Consider the following 21714-nt stretch of genomic DNA (forward strand, 5'->3'; position numbering starts at 1 on the left):
CTCGCGCTCAGCCGCCGAACCGATCCAGCCAATGCTGCGCGAGGTCGGAGCGGCGGCAGACCCAGATGTCGGGATTGTCTTTAATCTTGTCGAGGAAGCGGGCGAGCCCGATCATGCGGCCAGGCCGCGCGGCGAGCCGGCAGTGCAGCGACACCGTCATCATGCGCGGTGTCGTCTGGCCCTCGGCCAATAGCCAGTCCACCCCGTCGCTGACATAGTCGAAGAACTGGCCGCCGGTCTCCAGGCCCGAGCCGCGCGAGAAGCGACTGTCATTGTTGTCGAAGGAGTGCGGCACGACCAGATGCCGCTTGGCATCGACGTCGACGAAATAGGGCAGGTCGTCATTGTAGTCGTCGCAATCGAACAGGAAGCCGCCATGCTCGACCACCAGCCGCCTGGTGTTGAGGCTGGGCCGGCCGGTGTACCAGCCGAGCGGGCGGATACCGGTGAGCCGCTGCACCGTGTCGACGGTCATGGCTATGTGCTTGCGCTCTTCCGCCTCGCTCAGCGGCGCGTAGTCGATCCAGCGCCAGCCATGGCAGACGATGTCGCTGCCGAGTTCGGCCATTACCTTGCCGGCGGCCGGGTTGAGTTCCAGCGCTCGCCCGACGACGTAGAATGTCGGAACGATTCCCTTGTCCTTGAACAGCGAGGCCAGCCGCCAGACGCCGACGCGCGAGCCAAATTCGTAGAGCGATTCCATGTTGCGGTTGCGCAGGCCGGGCACCGCCGGCGACACGGCCAGATCCGACAGGATCGCCTCGGAGACACCGTCGCCCTCGTCGATGCTGTATTCAGCGCCTTCCTCGTAGTTGACGACGATATTAAGCGCCAGCTTGGCGCCGTCGGGCCACGCAGCGGCAGGAGGCTTGTCGCCGTAGCCGATGAAGTCGCGGGCCGGCACATAGGGCATCGTTCAAACCTCCTCGGATATCATAGTAGAATTAGCCGCCGCGCAGGTCGGTCAGGATGCGCAGCGCCCGGTCCATCATGTCCTGCGGGCCGACCGTTGCGCGCAGGCAATCGGTCAGGCCGTAGCCGCCGAGGTTGCGCGCGATGATGTCGGCTTCGCGCAAGGCGGCATCGGCAGCCGCAGCGGCGGCTGCGTCGGGGAAGCAGATCAGCACGAAATTCGTCCGGCTTTCGGGAACGCCGTAACCGGCCGCTCTTAGATCCTGCGCAAAACGGTCACGGATCGCAGCAGTGCGCGCCACCGTCTCGCGCATATAGGCCTGGTCCTCTATTGCCGCGACCGCCATGGCGAGGCTTGGCGTGGTGACCTGGTTCGAGTTCTGCAGCTTGCGCACTTCGGCCGCGACTTCAGGCGGAAACAACCCCCAGCCGACGCGCGCGCCGGCCAGCCCATAGGCTTTGGAAAGGCTGCGCAACACGACGGTATCGCCGCGTGCGACCAGCGCAAAGACAGGTTGAGGATCCTGGTCGTCGAACTCGCCATAGGCCTGGTCGATGACCAGCAGCACGTCGCCGCGCAAGGCGGCGCGCAGGCGCAAAAGTTCGACATTGCGGATGCGAGTGCCGGTCGGATTGCCGGGATTGCAGACGAAGACCATCCGTGTCGCCGGCGTGACGGCGGCGAGGATGCTGTCGACGGACACGACGAAGTCGCGTTCCGCCACCTTGACATAGACGGCATTCGCGCGCGCCGTGGCGGAGGCCGCGAAATTATAGGCGTAAGCGGTGGCCAGCACCTCGTCGCCAAGGCCGGCGAATGCCGCGATGGTGCAGCTGATCAGGTCCATCGAACCGGCGCCGCACAGGATCAGCTCGCGTTCGACGCCATAGGCTTGCGCGATGGCTTCGCGCAGCACCGTCCAGTCCGGATCGGGGTAGAGATGGCTGCGGGCGATCGCGTCCTGGCCGGCGGTAATCGCTTTGGGACTCGGCGGAAAAGCGCTCTCGTTCTGGGCAAGGGTTGGCTGGTCATGGCCGCCAAAATTCGCCAGCGCGAAGGCCGACATAGCCTCGATATGGACGGCGGCTTTCAGCGGCATGCCCGAACAATCCTGATGACGCTCATTTCCCCCGAATTGCCTCCGTCGGACCGACTTTCGAGCAAGCTACAAGCCATCGGCCCGTTCACAAGCAAAAACTCGCCGCGCAATGGCTGCGAAATTCTGGCCCTTCTGTCTGCCGCAATCGCATTCGCCGGCGTCAATGGTTGCAAATGGATCGGCCAGGTCCGAAATATCGGACACAGACCAGATCCGGAAACGGTATGCATCCAAGATTGCTCAAGACGTTCCTCGCCGTGGCGTGGCACCGCAACATCACCCGCGCGGCGCGGGAGGTTCATCTGGCGCAGTCGAGCGTCAGCGACCAGATCCAGTCGCTGGAAAGCGAACTCGGCGTTACCCTCTTCACCCGATCGCGCCACGGCCTCGACCTGACGACGGCCGGCGAGGCGCTGAAACCCTATGCCGAAGAGATCCTGCAACTGGCGGAAGAGGCGCGAATTGCTGTCGAGGCAAGGACGGGAACGACCGCCGCGACGGTGACGGTGGGTGCACTGGAGACGATTGCCGCCGTGAAACTTCCGCAATGGCTGGCGGCCTTTCGAGGTGATCACCCGGAGATCGGTCTGCGATTGAAAATCGCCGGCAGCAATGTTCTGCTGCGGCAGCTCGAAGAGGGCGAGATCGACGTCGCTTTCTGTTTCGACAAGGGCGGGCTCGATGAGCGTCTGGCCCGGCGCACGATATCGGCCGAGCCGCTCGTCCTTATCGCGTCCGCCGAGAATGCCACCGCATCAGGACAAGGCGATCTGGCCGCGCTCGCCGCGATGCGTTTCGTGGTGACGGAAACCGGATGCGTCTACCGGCATCTGTTTGACACAGCGTTCGCCGAGACAGGAATGGCGACGCCAAGACTTGCCGCCGAAGTCGGCAGCATCGGCGCCATTGCGAGCCTGGTGGCGACTGGTATCGGCATGGGCCTGGTGCCGCGGCTGGCCGTCGCCGAGGCGCTCGAACGCGGCGAGATTGTCGAGCTGCCCTGGCCGGGTTCAGCCCAAGCAGCCTCCCTGGTCATGATCTGGCGCCGCCGCCGGGTGCAGCCGCCGGCGCTGAAGCTGCTGCTGGCGGCAGCGGGTGAGACTTTCGCGCCGGTCAGATCAGCCGGTGACCGCCCTCGACATGCAGTATCGTCCCTGTCGTAAAGCCGTTGCCCATCAGGAAGGCGATGGCGTCGGCGATGTCGTCCGGTTGACCGACACGCCCGACCGGCAGCCGCTTGGCCATGGCATCAAGCGTTTCGTCCTTCTTGTCGCCGGCAACGAAGTGCCAGATCGGCGTGTCGACCCAACCCGGCGAAACGGCGTTGACGCGGATCGGCGCCAGTTCGACCGCCAGCGCCCGCACCAGCCCTTCCAGCGCCGCATTGACGGCGGCGACAACCGAGCCGCGCGCCGCCGGTCGGTAGGCGGCAATGCCGGAGGTGAAGGTGATAGAGCCGTTGGCCGAAAGCTTCGGCGCGCCATGTTTGGCAAGCAGCAACGGCCCGTAGAATTTGCTTTCCACCACCCTCTGCGCGGCCTTGAGGTCGACTGAAGGCAACAACTCGTAGGCGCCTTCAATATCGGCGGCGGTGCTGACGATATGGTCGAGCCGGCCGATCCGGTCGAACAGGTCGGCGACCTGATGTTCTTCGGCGATATCAGCCGCGATGGTGTTCAAACCAGCAGGGTTCCGCAGCACCTCGCTGGCGCGCTTCAGCTTTGCTTCGTTGCGTCCGACGATGATGATTTCGGCGCCGGAGTCCAGGCAGCGCCTTGCCAGCGCCAACCCCATTCCGGAGCTGCCGCCAACGATGACGATTCTTGATTTTGCGATGTCCGTGTCTGCCATGGTTTCCGTTCCTGAGCTGCGTTGGCCGAGACTTCGCAGACCGGTGGCAGGAGTGGAAACGGAAGAAAACGATAGTGCCATCGGAAGCTCCGATGGCACTTGTTCGTCAGCAGACGATCAGTAGCCGACGGTGAAGCGCTGGCGGATATGCGCCGGCTTCTCGATTTCGCCGGTCATGACGATGGCATAGTCCTCGAAGGAAATGCTGCTGCCCTTGTCTGACGTCAGCAGCGTGTCCTTGCCGATGCGGTATTTGCCGGTCCGCTCGCCGGCAATGAACAGCGCCGACGGCGACAGCAAGGTCCAGTCGAGATCATTGACCGTCCGCAGCGTGTCGAGGAAGTCGGCGCCCTTCTGCGCCTCGGCCTTGTAGATCGCCGGGAAGGTCGGCGTATCGGCCAGGCGCTTGCCCGGCGCGACGTCGAGGCTGCCGGCGCCGCCGACGACCAGGTAGCGCTTGACGCCGGAGGCGCGCACCGCTGCGATCAGCGTGTCCGGATCGCTGTCGAGGAAATGCACCGCGCTGATCACTGCGTCATGCCCCTTGATCAAGGCGGCGAGGCCGTCTCTGTCGAAGACATCGCCCTTTTTGGCGGTCACGCCCGGAAGTGCCGCGATCTTGTCCGGATTGCGGGCGATGGCGGTGATCGTGTGGCCGCGGTCGGAGAGCTCTTTCAGCAGGCGCGAGCCGACCTGGCCGGACGCGCCGATGAGTGCGATTTTCATGGGGATTTCCTTTCGTCAGTGGTTGGCCAATAGATGGCAGGCCAGCCGCTTGCGAAAAATGGCGATCAATCATACAAACTGTCTGATCAAATCAGACAATCTGCCATGACCGAACTTCTCAACCTCAATCGGCTCGTCTATTTCGCCACCGTGGTCGAGACCGGGTCCTTCACCGCTGCTGCAGACCGTCTCGACGTCGCCAAGGCGGTGGTCAGCCACCAGATAGGCAAGCTCGAGGAGGAACTTGGCGCAACGCTGCTGCGCCGCACGACGCGGCGCGTGACGCTGACCGAGGAAGGGCGCCTGTTCTATGACCGCACCGCGGTCATCCTGCGCGAGGCGGAGGCGGCCTATGGCGACATTTCGCAGAGCGCAGCACAGCCGACCGGGATGCTGCGGCTGACGGCGCCGCTCGACTATGGCGAAAAGGTCGTGGCGCCGACCATCGCCGCCTATCTACAAAAATACCCGAAAATGCGGGTCGAGACGATCTTCGACGATGCCGTCAGCAATCTGGTCGACGAGCAGATCGACCTCGGCATCCGCGTCGGCTGGCTGGCCGATTCCAGCAATCTGGCGCGGCGGCTGGGAAGCCATGAACAATTCGTCGTTGCCAGCCCGGACCTCGCCGCCGGGCTGCCGCTTGATGCCAGCCCCAGGCAGGCGAAAGCGCTGCCATGGGTCGGCAATGCCCAATTGCGCGGCATCGGCCAATGGCTGTTTTCCAGGGAGGCGGAGACGGTGGTGGCCGAACTCAATCCGGTCGTCAGCTGCGACAAGACTCCCGGCGTGCTGTCCTGCGTGCTGGCCGGCATTGGGCTAGGCATCTTTCCGGATTACAGCGTCGCCGACGATCTCGCCCGAGGTCGCCTGGTGCGAGTGTTCGCGGACTGGACCTTGCCGTCCGGCGGCATCCATGCCGTCTTTCCGCCGGCGCGCTTCAGGCCGGCCAAGGTGCGTGCCTTCGTCGACCTGCTCGTTGCTGCCGAAAGGCGGCGGGCGCGGAATGCTGTTGCGGGCTGATTGTTACGCCAGCCGGCAATGCCGCCAGGGAACCTTTGTTCGGCCGGCGCTTTTGGATATGCTGCGATTCCGAACCGTCAGAAGGGTACTGCGGATGACCACCAAGAACCTTGCGACCTGCGCGCTCGTCCTCGCGGTGGGCTGCAGCCTGTCCAGCACGGCCATCGCCAAGGAAAAGCACCGCCATCGTCAGCCGGAACCGGAGCAACGCTACGTTCCCGCCCATCGCGACCTGATCTATGCCCTGTTCGGCGGCCCGCGTTACTATGACACAATGCTGACCACCACGGCCGCCGGCGCCTGCTCCTACAACCGGGTCGGACCGGACGCGAATGCGCTGAACAAGATCAACGACCACCATTGCGGGAAATAGGCGGAGCGGACGGCTTCCCTAAGGCAGCGGTGCCAGCGCCGGCCATCGGTGCGAAACAGGTGGCAAGCGGCCGGCGTGATGTCGAGCGCGATCGGGCTGTGCAGTCGGTAGAGCGCGTAGGACCTGGAACACCATGGCGAGGCCACGTTCCGACGGATCGATGTCGTTGGCGCGCATGCCATCAATCAGGAGATCGCCCGCGCTCCCTGGCATCAGCGGTCGCGCCGCTGTCCTTGTAGTCCTGCGCCATCGCCAGTGCCAAACCCGGCTCACCTTCCCACAGGATCAGGCTGGCGGCGCCGATCAGCCCTGCACGGTCGCCAAGCTCGGCGCGCACGATCGGCACGTCGCGGTAGGCCGGCATGGCCCGCTGCTGGACGACCGCCGCGATCGACGGCGCCAGCAGGTCGAAACCGTTGGAAAGACCGCCGCCCATGACGATCAGATCGGGCGAATAGAGATGCAAGAGATTGGTGAAACCTATGCCCAGCCACCTCGCTTCTGCTTCGAGCAGGTCGATTGCGGCCGCGTCGCCGGCGCGCGCGGCGTCGACGACATGCCTGGCCGAGACGTCGCCGTCGGCGGAAAGCCGCCGCAGCAGCGAGCCGTCGCCCGGCGCGGTCAGCCGCGTGGCGCGACGTCCGAGCGCGGTTCCCGAAGCAACAGCCTCGAAGCAGCCGATGGCGCCGCAAAAGCAGCGGTCGCCTTCGCCGGTGATGGTCATGTGGCCGATCTCGGCCGCCAGCCCACGCCTGCCGTGATAGATGTGGCCGTCGGCGACGACGCCGCCGCCAATGCCGGTCGACACGGTGACGAACACCAGCGATCCGCTGCCGCGTCCGGCGCCGAAGCGCCATTCGCCAAGCGCTGCCGCATTGGCGTCGTTCTCAAGCCGCACCGGCAGGCCGAAATGCTGCCCCAGAATGTCGATCAGCGGCACGTCGTGCCAGCCGGCCAGCGTTGGCGGCGCAATCACGATACCCGTCTTGGGGTCCAGCGGCCCCGGCGCACCGACGCCGATGCCGGCAATTTCGGCCTGCGGACTTTGCGCTATGAGATCGCCGGCGAGCGCAATGATCTGGCCGATCACCGCTTCCGAGCCCGCGCCCGCCATCGTTGGCGCCGAAGCATGCGCGACGACACTGCCGTCGCTTTCGACCAGTGCGCCGCGCAGGGCCGTGCCGCCGAGATCGAAGGCGAGCGCAAGCTTGCTCATCAGGCGGCGACCTCCAGCCCGTGCAGCCAGGCCATGCGCCGCGCAAGGTCGGGGTCGCCGAAGGCCAGTGAGCCCAGCACCACGGTCTCGGCGCCTGCGGCGCGCAGCAGCGGCACCGTCTCGTGGCGGATACCGCCATCGGCGGCGAGCACGATGTCGGCTTCACGGCCGGCTTTGCGCATCAGCGCGCGCGCCTCGATCAGGCGGGGGCAGGCTTGTTCCGACAGGCTCTGGCCCTTGACGCCAATAGAAGTGCCGAGCAGCGTCACGAACGCCACTTCAGAAAGGAAAGGCGTGATTGCCGCGACCGGCGTTTCCAGCCGCAGCACCACGCCGGCCTCGGCGCCGAGCTCATGCGCCAGTTTCACAGCGCGCAGGCCAGCCTCGCCATTTTCGGCATGGACGCTGATCAGGTCGGCGCCGGCCTCGATGAATTGCCGCGTCTGCGCCTCGACGATCTCGGCTTCGACCATCAAATGCACATGAATAGGCTTGGCCGTCAGCTTGGCGATGCGCGCCACCAGATCCGGGAAGAACAGGAAGCCCGGGGTGAAGCGGGCGTCGGCGGCGTCGATATGGTGGATGTCGGCATGGGCCTCGATGCGCTTCAGATCGCGCTCCATATTGGCGAGGTCGGCCGACCACAGCGAGAACTCGCCGATCAGACGGTCGCGCGGCAAGGCGGCGATTGCGGCGGCGCCGGACAGGGATTTGCTCGTCATGATCGAATGAGACTCCGGAAGTTGCAGTTCGAAAAAATCATCGTTTCAGGCTCCGTAGCCGCGCATGGTCTGGCGGTTGGTCTTGACCGCCTTGGCCGGATTGGCGGCGGCGGTTTCGGACTCTTCCTCCAGCACCAGCCAGCCGTTGAAGTTGGGGGCAGCATTGGCGATCTCGATCACTTTCGCCGTATCGCAGACACCTCTGCCGAGCATCGCCCAGGTACCGTTTGCGTCGACATCCTTCAGGTGGACGTAGCGGATGCGATCGCGATAAGTGGTGAGCGTGTCGGCGATGTCTTGACCGCCGCGCAAGATGTGACCGGTGTCCGGCACCCAGCCAACCAGCGAGGCGTCGATCAGTCCGAAGATGCGGTCATAGTCGGCGCGATCGAACAGCAGCGTGTTGTGGTGCGAGCTCGGATGTACAGCGACCTGGACGCCGGCCTTGCGCCCGAGCTCGCCGGCTTTGTTGTAGACCTCGGCGGCAACGGCGAACTTGTCATCGCGCGCTCCGTCGGAGACGACGGTGGCCGAGCCCATCGACACCAACGCGCCCGGAAAAGCGGCGGCGAAATCGATCCAGCGCTGTGCGGTATCGAGGTCAGCGCCGATCTGATCTTGCAGCGTAAAACCGCCCTTCGAGCCGAAGGCGAAAGACACCAGTGACAGCCCGATCGCCTTCAGCGCGGCGGCAAACTCCGCCGGCCGGTTGCCATAGCGGCCGATCATCGTGTCGGTGATCTCGATGCCGGCATAGCCGCCATCAGCGATCGCCTTGAGCAGATCGTCGGGGCCGCCGGCAAAACGGTCTCCGAGCATTTCCCAGGTGAAGGTCTGGCAGCCGACTTTGAGGTCTTTCACGGTCATCCTTTCATTCCTTGACATCCTACTTGACCGAGCCTGCGGTCATGCCGGCGAGGAAGAACCTCTGGGCAACGAGGTAGATGACCAGGAGCGGCAGCGAGCCGAGCACGCTCATCGCCATCATCTGATTCCATTCGAAGGCGTGTTGCCCCATCAACAGCTGGATGCCGATCGGGACGGTGCGCATGGACGTTGACTTCGTCAGCGTCAGCGCAAAGAGAAATTCGTTCCAGCACAACAGGAAGGTGTAGACCGACGTCGCCACGATACCAGGCAGCGAGATCGGGACGATCACCCGCCAGAGTGCGGTCCAGCTGGTGCCGCCGTCGACAGCCACCGCTTCATCGAGATCGCGGGGCAAGGTGTTCAGATATCCCGTCATCAGCAGGATCGCGTAGGGCAGCGTAAACACCAGGTAGGTCAGGATCAGTGCGACGTAGGTGTCGAAGATGCCATACGAGACGACAAGCCCGAAGAAGGGGATCAAAAGCGTGATCGGCGGGATCGTCTGCGTGCTGATGATGAGAGTGTTGAGGCTGCCCTTGCCGCGGAAATTGAAACGGCTGAACCCATAGGCCGCCAGCAAGGCGATCAGAACCGTCAGCACCGTTACCGCTCCGGCCACGAAGTAGCTGTTGAAGAAGAAGCGCAGCTTTACCGGGTCACCAAGGATGGCCGCATACGCTTCCAGCGTGAAGGCCTTTGGCAGGACGGTTGGCGGCAGGGCAAAGATTTCGGTATTCGACTTGAACGAGCTGCTCAACATCCAGTAGATCGGGAAGGCCGCGAAAAGGAGCCCTGCGGCAAGCGCGACATGGAGCGCGACGGTGATCAGCCTGTCTTTCGGCGTGTGCCTTTTCCTCATAGCGACTACCGAGCCTTTTGATAACGGATGTAGAACAGCGTCAGGCCGAGAGAGATCAGCAGGATGACCACGGCGCTCGCCGACGCTTGCGACAGGTTGTAGCTCGAAAACGCCAGCTTGTAGGTGTAGGTGCTCAGCACCTCGGTCGAGTAGATCGGACCGCCGCCCGTCGTGATCCAGATCAACGGGAAAACCTGCATGGTCCAGATGAAATCCAGCAGCGAGATGCTGATGATGATCGGCATCAGCTGCGGGATGGTGATGAAGATCAGCTTCTGGTAGGCTTTCGCCCCGTCGATATCGGCGGCCTCGTAGAAATCCTTGGGAATGCCTTGCAGACCCGCCAGCAGGCTGACCATGAAGAGCGGATAACCCGCCCAGATATTGGCGAAGGTGACGGCGTGCAGCGCGGTCTCGGGCGAGGAAAACCACTCGACCTTGGAACCGATGATGCCCATCTGCATGAGAACGCTGTTCACGACACCGTTCGGCTCAAGCAGGAGGCGCCAGATCACGGCGATAATCACCGCGGTGAACAGCCAAGGCAGTATGTAGAGCACGCGCAGGACATTGCGCAGCGTCGGATTGATGCGGTCGCTGTTCAGCATGAGTGCGAAGACCATGCCGATGGTCATATGGAAGACGACACTCATGCATGTGAAGTAGAGCGTGTGCCACAGCGAGGCCCAGAACACCGGATCGGCAAAGATCGCCTGGTAGTGTTTCAGTCCGGCAAAGGACGGGTCGCGACGCAGCACCGCGCTGTTTTGGAACGAATAGCCAATCACCGTCACCATCGGCAGCAGCATCAGAAGGCCGATTATGAGGAGCGAGGGTGACAGATAGAGATAGGGGGCGACCGCTCGTTTCAGTCGATGGTGGGAGCGCTTCTGCCGAGTCATGTGCCACCCTTGGGGTATGCCTTCAAGACGAAGGTGCGCTTCGGAAACAGGTCCATCTCAAATTGCCGATCCGTTGTTGACGGGTGGCCTGCCCGAAGTCAGGCCACCCGGTGGAAGATAGCAAACGGGCAATGAGCCGCTCAGAATTTCGCCATCCAGCCCTTTTGAGCAGTGGCCGCGGCTTGTTCCGGAGACTGCTCGCCGGCGAGCATCTTCTGGGCTTCCACGTCAAACTGGGTCATCAGGTCTTCAGCCACCGGCAGACCCGTGAATTCGTTGGCGAGATAGCCGGTCTTGAAGATCTCAAAAGCCTTGCCGAAAGCCTTGTCCGAAGTCACGAAATCGGGCTTGGCATTGACGTTGCCCGGGAAGGCGTTTGCAAGCGACACGAGCTTGGCGTTCACCTTTTCACTCATCAGATATTGGACGAGTTTCCAGGCCTCTTCCTGATGTTTCGAGGCGGCAGAGATGCCGATGCCCCAGGAGGCATAGGGAAGGCCGCGCTTGCCGGTATAGTTTTCCACGACCGGGACCGGGATGAGATCGAAGTTCAGCTTGGGATTGCGTTTGCGGATGAGGTTCACATGCGCAAGCGAGTCGATCATCATTCCGACCCGATCGTTGACGAATTCCTCGACCTTTTCCTGCTCGGTCTTGGTGGCAATGCCGGGCGAGACGACGCCGGCGTCGTTCAGCGATTTGACGAAGGTGAGCATATCGACGACCGGCTTGCCCTCGAGAGCCGGCTTGCCGTCAGCCATCATCGATTGACCCGAGGCCCAGACCCACGACATCATGTCGTTCTGGACACCGGACGGCGTTTGCAGCGACAAGGGCAGCACCCAGCCATACTGGTTCTTGTCGGCATGGGTCATCTTCTTGGCGGCTTCGAGAAATTCCGCGCGGGTCGACGGCAGCTTGGTCACGCCTGCCTGGGCGGCGAGGTCCAAATTCACGAAGACCGGATAGACGAACGAAGCCACGGGAAACATCACCGCCTTGCCGTCCACCTTGATGATATCCGCGACCTGGGTCTTGTCGAACCCGCTCGCATCCATCATCGGGTTCATATCGGCCAGCGCACCCTGCGCGCTCAGATTGTTCACCCAGGCGCCGTCAAGACCGACAACGTCGCTAAGCGTTCCGGTTGCAGCACCAACCGAGATCTGGTCTCGCGTGGTCGCATAGGGGCCGCTGACCAGCGTCACTTTGATTCCGGGGTTTGCAGCCTCGAAGTCATTCATGATTGCCCTGAGCGATCCGGCCGGCAATTCGGGTTCCCACCATTGGGTGAATTCCAGCGTCGTATCCGCCATGGCGCTGGTTGCGCCAAGCAACCATGCGGCCGCGGCTATTTTCAGCATCGCGGGTTGTATCCGAAACATCATTTTCTCCTCCTTCTTCAAGATCGACCGCACAATGCAACCGATCGTCTGCTTCATTCAGAAGTCTTCTTACGAGTACTTCGCAGGCGCCTCACCCTCGCCTGCGGGCTCTGCCACAGATCTTCAGATCGCCAGGTGCGTCTCGGGATCGAAGAAATGGAGCTTGGTATCATCCAGGGCCAACCGGATTGCCGAACCGGAGCGGACTGCGCTGTCCGGTTCGAATCTCGCCACCGCATTCGACGTCAGGCCGAAATCCTGCACCGCGTCGGGGTCGCCGGAGTCCACCCGGACCCCGTCGATGTTCAGATGGACGATATGTTCCGACCCGAGTTCTTCGATCGAAGTCACCTTTGCGGGTATCGTCTGATACTTGCGGCCAGATTCGAGGCTGCTGTCATAGAGATCCTCCGGTCGGATCCCGAACACGACCTTGCGCCCCGCATACGACTTCAAACCCGGCCTGCGCACGAAGGCTGCATCCTGCAGCCGAATGGCGAAGGTGCCGGACATCAGTTCGTCGCCCGTAAGGGTCGCCTCGAAAAGGTTCATCGAAGGAGAGCCGATGAAGCCGGCAACGAAGGCGTTCACCGGCGATTCATAGAGCCTCTTGGGTGTGTCGACCTGCTGCAGCACGCCGCCTTTCAACACCGCGACCCTGTCGCCCATCGTCATCGCTTCGATTTGGTCGTGGGTCACATAAATGGTCGTTACGCCGAGCTGCTTTTGCAGGCTGGTGATTTCGGCGCGCATTTGCACACGCAGTTTCGCATCCAGATTGGAAAGGGGTTCGTCCATGAGAAAGGCGGCCGGCTCGCGCACCATGGCGCGGCCCATGGCAACCCGTTGACGCTGTCCGCCTGAAAGGTTCGCGGGTTTGCTGTCCAGTAAAGACGTCAGCTGAAGGGTTTTGGCGATCTCGTCCACGCGCTTCTTGCGCTCGGCCTTCGGCTTGCCTGCCAGCCGCATCGAAAAGGCGATGTTTTCGGACACCGTCATATGCGGGTAGAGCGCGTAGCTCTGGAAGACCATCGCGATGTCGCGGTCCTTGGGCGGCATGTCGACGACGTCGACTCCGCCGATCCGAAGGCTGCCGCTGGTGATGTCCTCCAGTCCCGCGATCATTCGCAACGCCGTGGATTTGCCGCATCCGGACGGTCCGACGAGAATCAAGAACTCGCCGTCCTCGACCGACAGGTTCAATTGGTCGATTGCGTGAAAATTGTTCCCGTATGTCTTGCAGATGTTCTCAAGAACGACTTCTGCCATATTCCTCCCTCCACAAGTCTAAGCCACTGATTTCTAATGATTGTCCTCGGCTTATGTTCACCTGCGAAATATATCCTCGGATGGGTCGGGCTATGTTCCGGTATCGAGTTGCGCATATTTCAGTTCGACTGCCGACGGCGCGTTCGTCGACGCCAGGAGCTCCGTGACCTGGTCGGCGGTCGGAAGCGCCTCGCGCCCGCCACGCCCCGTTATCGAAAGGGCCGCCGCCGCGGCAGCGAACGCCACCCGGCCCGCGGTGTCGGCACCGCGCGTCAATGCATGGGCATAGGCGCCATGAAAGCAGTCACCCGCGCCGGTCGAGTCGACGACCGCAACCCGGTGTGGGGGCAGGTGCCAAAGCCCTGTCTCGTCGCGTCCGCGATAGTAGACGCCCTTGCCGCCATCCGTCAGAACCACGGCGGACCGCGACGGCAACCACAATGCATCGAGTATCTCGGCGGGCGATCGGCCCCCTGTGGCGGTCCGCGCAAAGCCCAGTGGAAGAATGAGATGGTCGCAGAGTGCGATCAGCCGCTCCGTGGCTGCGCCGCTGCTCCATTCGATATCGCCGAGGATCGCAAGGCCGAGATCGCGAGCCCGAGCCACGACATCCAGCGACCGGATCGCATAGCTATCGACGATCAGGACGGTCGCGCGGCTGAGGATATCGTCCGGAAAGTCCGGAGCGGTGCCCAGCATCGCATCGTCGTCATACGCGATGAACCGTTCCCCGTCCGAACCGACGGTGATCCGCGAGCGCACCGGGCGCGCGTCGGGATGGCGCGGCGCGAATGCGGTTTCAATACCGCTCGCCACGAGATCGAGCTGCACGGCGTCGTCCGCGGCACTGCCCAGCCATCCGACGAACCCGGCCGTTCCGCCGAGCCGCGCAACGGCGGCCAGCGCCGTCGCGACATTTCCCCCGAAAGCACGGGCACTTTGCAGAACCTTCCCCTTGCCTGCCGACAACGGCTGATCGACGTAGACGATGTCGTCGATCGCAATAGCGCCGAAGCCGAGGATCGAGGGGACGGTGGGCATCGTTCAGGCCCCCGCCTTCGCCAGGGCGTCTTGCGCCGAAAGGCCGTCATGGATGACGCCGCGAAAGGCAAGCGCTGCCTTCTCCGGATCGCCATGCCCCCAGAGATTACGGCCTACCACGGCACCGCGTGCGCCGGCACGGATGGCGTCCGCCGTCTGCTGAAGCGCGCCGAGCAGCGTATCGGTCTTTGGACCACCCGCGATCACAACCGGCACCGGGCAAGTCCGGACGGTCTCTCGGAACGACTCGAAATCGCCCGTGTAGCCGATTTTGATCACGTCGACGCCGGACTCGTAGCCGATGCGCGCCGCATAGGCGATCTCGTCGGGGGTGAAGACGATTTTTGCCCCGTCGGTGAAATCGCGAGGGTAGATATGCGCCACCACAGGCATGCCGTAACGGGCCGCCGCATTCACTGAATCGGTCAGCCAGCGTATGTATTTGCCCTCGGTCGCGCCGCGCACCGGAATGGCCACGGCCAACGCATCGGCCCCGGCGCGCACCGCATCCTCGGGCGTTGCGATCAACTCGCTGATGCGATCGTCCGCAGTGAAACAGCCCGCCTGAATCACCAGGGAAGCCTTGCCCGCATATTGCGGCCACAGATGGCGCGCGGTGCCAGGCTGGATGCTGACGTAGTCGGGTCTGCCCGCCATGACGCGTGCGAGCGCACCCGGCAGGTCGGCAAGGCCGCCTTTGCGCACGTCGCCATAGCCGACGAAGTGGTCGACCGCACCGCCAAAAAGGTTCCCCGATGGATGCGAGAAGAGGCGCGCAAGACGCACCTTGGTTCCTAGGCTCATGAGTGCAAAATTCCCTGATCGGTTGATTTCAAAATCCCGGACTCAGTGTTTCCGAAAGAAAAAAGAAAAACAATCTTTCGAACGCTTTCGAATTTGCGTATTTTTGGTAGAGTGAGCCGAGGCCAGAGCGGTTGCTTGGCGCAGGGAGGCAAGGGCAGGGCAATGTTGTCGGAGCAGAGACGCCAATCCATCCTGGGTGAGGTGCAGCGCAGCGGACAGGTGCGCACGAAGGACCTGTCGGACGGGTTTGGCGTGTCGGAAGTCACGGTGCGTTCCGACCTCGAGATACTGGACCGCAAGGGATTGCTGACCAAGACCCGTGGAGGGGCGGTGACCCGGACCACCGATTCGACCACGGCCGCGTTCGCCCGGCGGATGCAAACGAACCTCGATGCAAAGAAGCGCATCGCCCGGGCGGCGGTAGACCTGTTCGAGGACAACCAATCGGTCATCTTCGACGGCGGCTCGACATTGATGCAGCTGGCCATGCAGTTACCCCCACTCAGCAATGTCGTGGTCGCCGCCACGGCCATGAATATCGTGCAGCATCTTATGCATCGTCCCGGGCTCGACGTTCATATGATCGGCGGCCGGGTCTATCCCGACACGGTGAGCACGCTGATCACAGATGCCGATACGGCTCTCGGCGGCTTGGTAGCGCATCAGGTCTTTGTTGGAGCGCATGCGATAGACTCGTCACTGGATGTGGTCGACGTGAACGAAGACATGGCACGAACGAAGCGAAACCTCGTTCGCATGGCCCGGCGCGTTGTCCTCCTCGCCGATTCGAGCAAATGGGGCGTCAGCGGGACCTCCAAGGCATTTTCGCTGTCGGCCGTCGATGTGGTGATCACCGACGATGGCCTGCCCGGTCCAATACGCAGCCAGCTTGATAAGATCGCGGCCAAGGTGATCTATGCCTGAACCCGTCTCGGTCTCTGACCGCGACGGAAAGATCCAATGCGCGCATGACCCACGGGCTTCGTATCGGCGGTCGGCCGTTTTTCATGACAGTCATGCTCTCCTCCTCGGGCTGGCGGCCTCCCAATGCTGCGCCAGAGTTATCACATGCTCTATAAAAATTTTACGCGCGTCAACATTTAAAATCCTGTATAGCGGATTGTGAAGGTGGAACGCTGCACTACGACGGTCCCCCAGACATACCATTGGCTTCGGAGGAAAAGCTGGAAATGCACGGAAAATCAAAGACAAAGCTCGGCATCGGTGTCATCGGCTGCGGCAACATTTCGATGACCTATCTGCGCAATGCAGCGCTCTTCGGCGGCGTCGAGCTGCGTGCCTGCGCCGACATTTCGGCTGATATGGCTGAACTCCGCGCCAGGGAACATGGCATCCGCGCGCTTGGCGTCGACGCGCTGCTCGCCGATCCCGATGTCGACCTCGTGCTGAACCTGACCATTCCGGCGGCGCATTTCGAGATTTCGTTGTCAGCGCTTTCGGCGGGCAAGCATGTCTTCACCGAAAAGCCGCTGGCTACTACCGCCGCCGACGGCCGCCGGCTTGTCGACGAAGCGGCAAAGCGCGGCCTGCTGATCGGCTCGGCTCCCGATACTTTCCTTGGCGCCGCCGGACGCCGCGCCCGCCGCCTGATGGACGAGGGCGCCATCGGCAAGCCGGTGACCGGCACCGCCTTCATGATGGGACGCGGCATGGAGCACTGGCATCCCAATCCGCAATTCTATTATCAGCCCGGCGGCGGTCCGGTGTTCGACATGGGTCCCTATTACCTGACCATGCTGGTCAATCTGCTCGGTCCGGTCGAGCGCGTCATGGCGATGGCGACGCGCGGCCAGGAGGAGAGGCTGATCACGGCCGACGGCCCGTTCAAGAACACGACGTTCAAGGTCGGCACGCCAACCAACATATTGTCGCTGCTCGAATTCCGCTCGGGCGCCACCGTCACCTTCGGCGCCTCATGGGACGTGTTCAGACATTCCAACCATCCGATCGAACTGCACGGCACCGAAGGCTCGCTCAGGCTGCCCGACCCCGACACGTTCGGCGGGACGGTCTCGCTGTCGGCGCGCGGCGCCGACTGGGTCGATTTCGCCAGCGAGAGCGAGCTCTACGGCGCCCGCAACTGGCCCTATGCCGCGCCCGACCGCGCCAATTACCGCATGCTCGGCGTCGCCGATCTGTCGACCGCGCTGAGCACGGGACGAAAGCCGCGCCCCTCGGGCGAACTCGCATTGCATGTGCTGGAGATCATGGAGGCGATCTTGGCTTCGGGCGAAAGCCGCGACTCGGTTGCCGTCAACGGCACGGTCGACCAGCCGTCGCTGCTTGGCGAGGAGGAAGCGGCAAGCCTGCTTGCCTGACGGCAGGTTGGTTCGTGACGACATCGCCGCTGACGCCATCATCGCGGTCGCCGCATGGCGCAGCTTCGACCCCGCCTTTGGAAGTGTTCAGGCCGACTGACGCATCACCAAGGCGGCGTCGAGGCTGACCTTCGGTGCGACGCTCGCTGTGTCCTCGTTGAGCAAAGCGAGCAGCGTCTCGACGCTGCGCCCCGCCATGGCGGCAAAATCCTGCGCGATGGTGGTCAGAGCGGGACAGGTGTAGCGGCTCAGCGGATGGTCGTCATGGGCGGCGACGCGCAGGTCGCAATCGGCCTTGCGGCCGACCTTCTTGCCTTGCGCGAAGGCTGCCGCCATGACGCCGAAGGCCAGGCGATCATTGGCGCACAGTATGGTCTTGCCCGGCAGGCCGCCAGCCCCGAGCATCTGTTCCATCTGCTCGTAGCCGATACGCTCGAAATCCCATGTATAGTCGCTTGTGTTGCCGATGACGACCGGCTCTTGGCCCAGCCGCTGCATGGCGCCGATATAGCTGTTCAGCCGCTCCGGCGAATTGTGGTTGACGTGCGGGATATCGAAATAGACCGGCGCGTCGCCGGAGCGGCAGAGATAGTCGACGATGGTCGAAACACTCTGGGCGTTGTTGTTGCCGACGAAGGGTGCGCCGCCTTCGAGATAGGTGTCGAAATAGACGATGGGCATTGTCTGCGTCAGCTTCTCCAGCGCGTGGCGGTCCGAGCGCAAGCCGAGCGGCGCGATCAGCGCGCCGGAGACTTTCAGCGACAGGATGGTGCGCGTCGCCTCGATTTCGAGCTCGCGCGAACCGTGTGAGGAAATGACTATGGGCCAGTAGCCCTCGTCGCGCAGCCTGAGCTCGATGCGGCTGACCATTTCGGAATAGAAAGGATCGGCCACCGTCGGCACGACGATGCCGATGCTGCGGGTACGCTTGCGATTGAGGTTGCGGGCAAACAGATTGGGCTGGTAATCGGATGAGCGCAGCGCCTCCTCGATGCGCTTGCGCGTTGCCGGTTTGACGCTGGTCGGATCGTCGAAATATTTCGACAGTGTCGGCCTGGAGACGCCGCAAGAGCGGGCGAAATCCTCCATCGTCCTGTGCTTTGTCATTCGATCCCTCGTCTGGCGGGCGCCAGAACCTTGGTCATCCTTGGCGCTGCCCACAGTCCTGTAGCCGGCGCGTCGCCACGCAACCTCAGACGAAATTTACAGGAAACTTCAGTCGTTTCAACGCGCAATGACAAATTATACCGTGCGTAAATGTAATCAATTGACGCGTAAATTGTCCCGCATCAAAGTCTCGACCGCAGCGAGCAAGCGAAATATCCAGGAACCATGACGCAACAGATCGATCAGCTTCTTTCCCAGCTTCAGCCGCGGCTCGACGCTGCCGCTGTTGTCACCGGCAATGCGGTCGGTCCGCGCTATGGAGACGATCTCTCCGGCAAGGACGGAAGCCGGCCCGAACTGGTCTTGCGTCCGCGCAGCGCCGGCGAAGTCGCCGAGATACTGCGAGTTTGCAGCGGCCTTGGCCAGAAGCTGGTCGTCCATGGCGGCCGCACCGGGCTGGCCGGCGCCGCGCGCGTGCAGCCGGGCGAAGCGGTTCTGTCGCTGGAGCGCATGACCGTGGTCGAAGCGCCCGACCGCCAGGCGGCAACCATCATCGCGGAAGCCGGCGTGCCGCTGCAAATGGTGCAGGAAGCCGCCGATGCGGCCGGCCTGATGTTCGGCGTCGATATCGGTGCGCGCGGCACCGCGACGGTCGGCGGCAACATCGCCACCAATGCCGGCGGCATCCGCGTGCTGCGCTACGGCATGTACCGCGCCCAGGTGCTGGGGCTGGAGGCGGTGCTTGCCGACGGCTCGGTCCTGACCTCGCTGCGCGGTCTGGCCAAGGACAATTCGGGATACGATCTCAACCAGCTGTTCATTGGCAGCGAAGGCACGCTGGGCGTGGTCACGCGTGCCTGCCTGCGGCTGCATCCGAAGCCCGCCACCGAGGTCGCCGCCTTCTGCGCGCTTGCCTCGCTGGACGCGGCCATCGCGTTGCTCGGGCTGCTCAAGCAGCGGCTCGGTCCTTTGCTTTCGGCCTATGAGGTGAACTTCTCGCCACTCTACGGCGCCATGATTGCCGGCATGGACGCGCCGGCGCCGCTGCCTGCCGGCGCGCCCGTCTATGTTCTGGCCGAGATCCAGGGCAACCAGGCCGAGCTGGACGGCGAACGTTTTGCTTCGGTGCTGATGCAGGCCGTCGAAGACGGCATCGTCGACGATGTGGTCGTCTCGCAATCGCCGCGCGAATTCCGCGCGCTTTGGGACGTACGCGAGGAAGCCAACCGCTTCCTGTTTGCAATCGAAGGCCTGATCGGCGTCGACATCTCCATTCCGCTGTCGACGATGGCGGCTTTCCTGCGCGACGCCGAGGCGGCAATTCGAGCAAGGGATGGCAGCGCCGAGATCTACGTCTTCGGCCATCTCGGCGACGGCAATCTGCACTATCAGGTCGACACCAGGGAACCGGCCGCCGCCTATGAGATCATCTATCGCGGCGTGGCCGCATGCGGCGGCTCCGTCTCGGCCGAGCACGGCATCGGCCTCGACAAGAAGAAATGGCTGAGCCTGGTGCGCAGCGATGCCGAAATATCAGCCATGCGCCGCCTCAAGGCGGCGTTCGATCCCCACAACATTCTCAACCCCGGGCGGATTTTCGACATCGCTTGAATGCTACGCGGGACTAGCTCGCAGCTGACGAAAGCAGCGCGTGGAAGTCGACGGTTCTCACCTGCTCGATGCCGTCCAGCGTCATGTTGCCGGCGACATAGACGATGATCGCCAGGCCGAGCCAGCCGATCCAGCGGTATCTGGCAAGCAGCGCCGCCACCAGCGTCGAGGCGACGGCCATCAGAACCACCGACAGGATGAGACCGAACACCAGCGCATTCATGTCATGGGCGGCAGCGCCCGCCACGGCCAGCACATTGTCCAGCGACATCGAGACATCGGCGACCACGATCTGCAGGATCGCCGTGCGCAGCGCCTTGGCCGGCCGCACCGCCGCAAGCGCTGTCGCGGCAGGGTCGGCGTCGGCATCGCTGTCGTCATCGCCGCGGGCGGAACGCAATTCCTGGAACATGTTCCAGCACACCCAGAACAAAAGCATGCCGCCAACCAGCATGATCCCCGGAATCTCCAGCAGCTGCACCGCGATCACTGCAAAGACGACGCGGATAACCGCCGCCGCGGCTATGCCGGCCACGATCGCCTTCTGGCGCAACGCTTTGGCCAGGCCTGCGGCCGCCATGCCGATCACCACGACATTGTCGCCCGAGAGCACGAGGTTGATGGTGATGACTTCCAGATAGGCGGCGACAGTCGTCTGGTCGAAACTCATAAAGCGGTCTCCCCGGAAGGCTCCGGCTGGTTGCGGCGGATCGGACCGATGTCTGCGCAAACGCGAAGACAGCTGATTTGAGTGCGGCCCGGCATCGAAACAAGACGCCAGGCGCAGCCAATCGTTCCTCATCCACGGAATTCATCGCCGGATCGATGCTTGCCGACAGAAATGGCTCCATGGAAAGGGAAGACAAAAGCGGTCTGCTTGCCTATCAATGTCGTCGACCAAAGGAGAAACGAGCATGGGCAAGACGGCATTGATTTTCTGGGGCGGCTGGGAAGGTCATACCCCGGCCCGCAGTGCCGCTGTCGTCAGCGAGATGCTGGCCGGCCACGGCTTCGACGTGCGGATCGAACAGGGCACCTCGGCTCTCGCCGATCCGCAGCTTTCGGCAATCGATTTGATCGTCCCTGTGGTCACAATGTCGACGATCGAGAAACCGGAGCTGCAAAACCTTGTAGCCGCCGTCAGAGCCGGAACCGGCCTTGCCGGCTTTCACGGCACCATGGGCGACAGCTTCCGCAACGAGCCGGACTATCACTTCATGACCGGCGGCCAATGGGTCGCCCATCCCGGCGACATCATCGACTATCGCGTCGACATCACCAGCGATGATCCGATCGTGCGGGGCATCGGCGGTTTCGCCTACCGTTCCGAGCAGTACTACATGCATGTCGACCCGAGCAACGAGGTGCTGGCGACGACGACGTTTGGCGGCGAGCATCTCGACTTCGTAGACGGCGTCGTCATGCCCGTGGTCTGGAAGCGCCGCTACGGCAAGGGCCGCGTCTTCTTCAGCGCGCTTGGCCACACGGCGGATGAGTTTTCCGTGCCGCAAATGGGCACCATCTTCGAGCGCGGCGCGCTGTGGGCCAGCCGGGCGGCCTGATCCCGGGCCTGTCGTCAAGTCGGGCGGCGGTCTTTGTCCGGT

The 21714-nt window shown here is 63.1% G+C and carries 22 protein-coding genes; 7 read left to right on the top strand and 15 right to left on the bottom strand.

The annotated features are described in order from the left end of the window. Window positions 1-7: 7 nt before the first annotated feature. Window positions 8-913 (bottom strand): allantoinase PuuE, encoded by a 906-nt coding sequence (locus tag ACYHH6_RS13950; protein WP_352589184.1) that lies wholly within the window; start codon window positions 911-913, stop codon window positions 8-10. Between the two features lie 31 nt (window positions 914-944). Continuing rightward, the gene (locus ACYHH6_RS13955; RefSeq protein ID WP_352589181.1) at window positions 945-2012 is read right to left on the bottom strand and encodes a pyridoxal phosphate-dependent aminotransferase; all 1068 of its coding nucleotides are present in this window, start codon (window positions 2010-2012) and stop codon (window positions 945-947) included. Window positions 2013-2236: 224 nt separating this feature from the next. Here ACYHH6_RS13955 and ACYHH6_RS13960 point away from each other — a divergent pair, with 224 nt between their 5' ends. Further along, window positions 2237-3175: a LysR family transcriptional regulator gene (locus ACYHH6_RS13960; protein WP_352589178.1), complete on the top strand. Its 939-nt coding sequence runs from the start codon at window positions 2237-2239 to the stop codon at window positions 3173-3175. Here ACYHH6_RS13960 and ACYHH6_RS13965 read toward each other — a convergent pair. Together ACYHH6_RS13965 and ACYHH6_RS13970 are read right to left on the bottom strand one after the other, a co-directional pair. After that, the gene (locus ACYHH6_RS13965) at window positions 3126-3863 is read right to left on the bottom strand and encodes an SDR family oxidoreductase (RefSeq protein ID WP_352589175.1); all 738 of its coding nucleotides are present in this window, start codon (window positions 3861-3863) and stop codon (window positions 3126-3128) included. The two genes, ACYHH6_RS13960 and ACYHH6_RS13965, sit on opposite strands and share 50 nt — an antisense overlap. Before the next feature lie 117 nt (window positions 3864-3980). Beyond that, a complete protein-coding gene (locus ACYHH6_RS13970; protein ID WP_352589172.1) occupies window positions 3981-4589 on the bottom strand; it encodes an NAD(P)-dependent oxidoreductase in 609 nt (202 codons plus the stop codon). 105 nt (window positions 4590-4694) lie between these two features. Between ACYHH6_RS13970 and ACYHH6_RS13975 the strand changes: the two genes are divergently transcribed. Both ACYHH6_RS13975 and ACYHH6_RS13980 read left to right on the top strand, forming a co-directional pair. After that, window positions 4695-5612 (top strand): LysR family transcriptional regulator, encoded by a 918-nt coding sequence (locus ACYHH6_RS13975; RefSeq protein ID WP_352589169.1) that lies wholly within the window; start codon window positions 4695-4697, stop codon window positions 5610-5612. Between the two features lie 94 nt (window positions 5613-5706). Then, window positions 5707-5985, top strand: a complete 279-nt coding sequence (locus ACYHH6_RS13980; RefSeq protein WP_352589166.1) for a hypothetical protein — start codon at window positions 5707-5709, stop codon at window positions 5983-5985. 181 nt (window positions 5986-6166) lie between these two features. Here the strand turns inward: ACYHH6_RS13980 and ACYHH6_RS13985 are convergent, their stop codons facing one another. From ACYHH6_RS13985 to ACYHH6_RS14025, 9 genes are all read right to left on the bottom strand, one after another. After that, window positions 6167-7201: an ROK family protein gene (locus ACYHH6_RS13985; protein ID WP_352589163.1), complete on the bottom strand. Its 1035-nt coding sequence runs from the start codon at window positions 7199-7201 to the stop codon at window positions 6167-6169. Next, entirely contained in the window at window positions 7201-7923 is a 723-nt protein-coding gene (locus ACYHH6_RS13990) for a ribulose-phosphate 3-epimerase (RefSeq protein ID WP_352589160.1), read from the bottom strand. The genes ACYHH6_RS13985 and ACYHH6_RS13990 overlap by 1 nt, the downstream gene beginning before the upstream one ends. Before the next feature lie 45 nt (window positions 7924-7968). Next, window positions 7969-8790: a sugar phosphate isomerase/epimerase family protein gene (locus tag ACYHH6_RS13995; protein WP_352589157.1), complete on the bottom strand. Its 822-nt coding sequence runs from the start codon at window positions 8788-8790 to the stop codon at window positions 7969-7971. A gap of 19 nt (window positions 8791-8809) precedes the next feature. Beyond that, the gene (locus ACYHH6_RS14000; RefSeq protein ID WP_352589154.1) at window positions 8810-9652 is read right to left on the bottom strand and encodes a carbohydrate ABC transporter permease; all 843 of its coding nucleotides are present in this window, start codon (window positions 9650-9652) and stop codon (window positions 8810-8812) included. Window positions 9653-9657: 5 nt separating this feature from the next. Continuing rightward, window positions 9658-10554: a carbohydrate ABC transporter permease gene (locus tag ACYHH6_RS14005; RefSeq protein WP_352589152.1), complete on the bottom strand. Its 897-nt coding sequence runs from the start codon at window positions 10552-10554 to the stop codon at window positions 9658-9660. 140 nt (window positions 10555-10694) lie between these two features. Continuing rightward, on the bottom strand, window positions 10695-11942 hold the full coding sequence (locus ACYHH6_RS14010) for an ABC transporter substrate-binding protein (RefSeq protein WP_352589148.1): 1248 nt from the start codon (window positions 11940-11942) through the stop codon (window positions 10695-10697). A 120-nt stretch (window positions 11943-12062) separates the two neighbouring features. After that, a complete protein-coding gene (locus ACYHH6_RS14015; RefSeq protein ID WP_352589146.1) occupies window positions 12063-13208 on the bottom strand; it encodes an ABC transporter ATP-binding protein in 1146 nt (381 codons plus the stop codon). 90 nt (window positions 13209-13298) lie between these two features. Then, window positions 13299-14249, bottom strand: a complete 951-nt coding sequence (locus ACYHH6_RS14020) for a PfkB family carbohydrate kinase (RefSeq protein ID WP_352589143.1) — start codon at window positions 14247-14249, stop codon at window positions 13299-13301. Window positions 14250-14252: 3 nt separating this feature from the next. Continuing rightward, entirely contained in the window at window positions 14253-15053 is an 801-nt protein-coding gene (locus ACYHH6_RS14025; RefSeq protein WP_352589140.1) for a beta/alpha barrel domain-containing protein, read from the bottom strand. Between the two features lie 162 nt (window positions 15054-15215). Between ACYHH6_RS14025 and ACYHH6_RS14030 the strand changes: the two genes are divergently transcribed. Then, window positions 15216-15977 (top strand): DeoR/GlpR family DNA-binding transcription regulator, encoded by a 762-nt coding sequence (locus ACYHH6_RS14030; protein WP_112566013.1) that lies wholly within the window; start codon window positions 15216-15218, stop codon window positions 15975-15977. Between the two features lie 266 nt (window positions 15978-16243). Continuing rightward, the gene (locus ACYHH6_RS14035; protein WP_352589136.1) at window positions 16244-17392 is read left to right on the top strand and encodes a Gfo/Idh/MocA family protein; all 1149 of its coding nucleotides are present in this window, start codon (window positions 16244-16246) and stop codon (window positions 17390-17392) included. 87 nt (window positions 17393-17479) lie between these two features. Here the strand turns inward: ACYHH6_RS14035 and ACYHH6_RS14040 are convergent, their stop codons facing one another. Next, entirely contained in the window at window positions 17480-18499 is a 1020-nt protein-coding gene (locus tag ACYHH6_RS14040) for a LacI family DNA-binding transcriptional regulator (protein WP_352589133.1), read from the bottom strand. 225 nt (window positions 18500-18724) lie between these two features. On the opposite strand from ACYHH6_RS14040, the gene ACYHH6_RS14045 reads away from it, so the two are divergent. Continuing rightward, window positions 18725-20110, top strand: a complete 1386-nt coding sequence (locus ACYHH6_RS14045; protein WP_352589130.1) for an FAD-binding oxidoreductase — start codon at window positions 18725-18727, stop codon at window positions 20108-20110. 13 nt (window positions 20111-20123) lie between these two features. Here the strand turns inward: ACYHH6_RS14045 and ACYHH6_RS14050 are convergent, their stop codons facing one another. Next, a complete protein-coding gene (locus ACYHH6_RS14050; protein WP_352589127.1) occupies window positions 20124-20780 on the bottom strand; it encodes a YjbE family putative metal transport protein in 657 nt (218 codons plus the stop codon). Window positions 20781-21024: 244 nt separating this feature from the next. Between ACYHH6_RS14050 and ACYHH6_RS14055 the strand changes: the two genes are divergently transcribed. Continuing rightward, complete coding sequence (locus tag ACYHH6_RS14055; RefSeq protein ID WP_352589124.1) at window positions 21025-21672, top strand: ThuA domain-containing protein; 648 nt, start codon at window positions 21025-21027, stop codon at window positions 21670-21672. Window positions 21673-21714 lie beyond the last annotated feature (42 nt).

The organism is Mesorhizobium sp. P171375 (genome assembly GCF_057786075.1).